Source organism: Pseudogracilibacillus auburnensis, from assembly GCF_003201975.1.
Classification (GTDB): domain Bacteria; phylum Bacillota; class Bacilli; order Bacillales; family Amphibacillaceae; genus Pseudogracilibacillus; species Pseudogracilibacillus auburnensis.
Window position 1 is genome coordinate 1 of the sequence record NZ_QJJQ01000036.1, and the last position, 1,644, is coordinate 1,644.

Annotated in this window: 1 rRNA gene; it reads right to left on the reverse strand. The window is 52.5% G+C overall.

The window, feature by feature from the left end:
• Positions 1-23: 23 nt before the first annotated feature.
• Positions 24-1,588: ribosomal RNA gene (locus tag DFR56_RS22480) — 16S ribosomal RNA — on the reverse strand.
• Positions 1,589-1,644 lie beyond the last annotated feature (56 nt).

Below are 1,644 nucleotides of genomic sequence, written 5' to 3' on the forward strand. Positions count from 1 at the left end.
ATTACCACTTAGCCTATCCTTAGAAAGGAGGTGATCCAGCCGCACCTTCCGATACGGCTACCTTGTTACGACTTCACCCCAATCATTGGTCCCACCTTCGGCGGCTGGCTCCAAAAGGTTACCTCACCGACTTCGGGTGTTACCGACTCTCGTGGTGTGACGGGCGGTGTGTACAAGGCCCGGGAACGTATTCACCGCGGCATGCTGATCCGCGATTACTAGCGATTCCTGCTTCATGTAGGCGAATTGCAGCCTACAATCCGAACTGAGAATGGTTTTATGGGATTCGCTCCACGTCGCCGCTTCGCTGCCCGTTGTTCCATCCATTGTAGCACGTGTGTAGCCCAGGTCATAAGGGGCATGATGATTTGACGTCATCCCCACCTTCCTCCGGTTTGTCACCGGCAGTCACATTAGAGTGCCCAACTTAATGCTGGCAACTAATATTAAGGGTTGCGCTCGTTACGGGACTTAACCCAACATCTCACGACACGAGCTGACGACAACCATGCACCACCTGTCACCTTTGTCCCCGAAGGGAAAGCCCTATCTCTAGGACGGTCAAAGGGATGTCAAGACCTGGTAAGGTTCTTCGCGTTGCTTCGAATTAAACCACATGCTCCACCGCTTGTGCGGGCCCCCGTCAATTCTTTTGAGTTTCAGCCTTGCGGCCGTACTCCCCAGGCGGAGTGCTTAATGCGTTAACTGCAGCACTAAGGGGCGGAAACCCCCTAACACCTAGCACTCATCGTTTACGGCGTGGACTACCAGGGTATCTAATCCTGTTCGCTCCCCACGCTTTCGCGCCTCAGCGTCAGTTACAGACCAGAGAGTCGCCTTCGCCACTGGTGTTCCTCCACATATCTACGCATTTCACCGCTACACGTGGAATTCCACTCTCCTCTTCTGTACTCAAGTCTTCCAGTTTCCAATGACCGTTCGTAGTTAAGCTACGAGATTTCACATCAGACTTAAAAGACCGCCTGCGCGCCCTTTACGCCCAATAATTCCGGACAACGCTCGCCCCCTACGTATTACCGCGGCTGCTGGCACGTAGTTAGCCGGGGCTTTCTGGTTAGGTACCGTCAAGGTACCGACTTATTCGGTCGATACTTGTTCTTCCCTAACAACAGAGTTTTACGATCCGAAGACCTTCATCACTCACGCGGCGTCGCTCCGTCAGACTTTCGTCCATTGCGGAAGATTCCCTACTGCTGCCTCCCGTAGGAGTCTGGGCCGTGTCTCAGTCCCAGTGTGGCCGATCACCCTCTCAGGTCGGCTACGCATCGTTGCTTTGGTAAGCCATTACCCTACCAACTAGCTAATGCGACGCGGGCCCATCTGTAAGTGACAGCAAAAGCCGCCTTTCATTTTCTGTTCATGCGAACAAAAACATTATTCGGTATTAGCACCGGTTTCCCGGAGTTATCCCAAGCTTACAGGCAGGTTGCCCACGTGTTACTCACCCATCCGCCGCTCATTCCACAAACATCATCCCGAAGGAATCTGTCTGCTTCCTGCGCTCGACTTGCATGTATTAGGCACGCCGCCAGCGTTCGTCCTGAGCCAAGATCAAACTCTCCATAAAAAGTTTGGTTATCATGTTTTCACCGAAAACATGTCTTAGCTTCAAAAATTATCTTA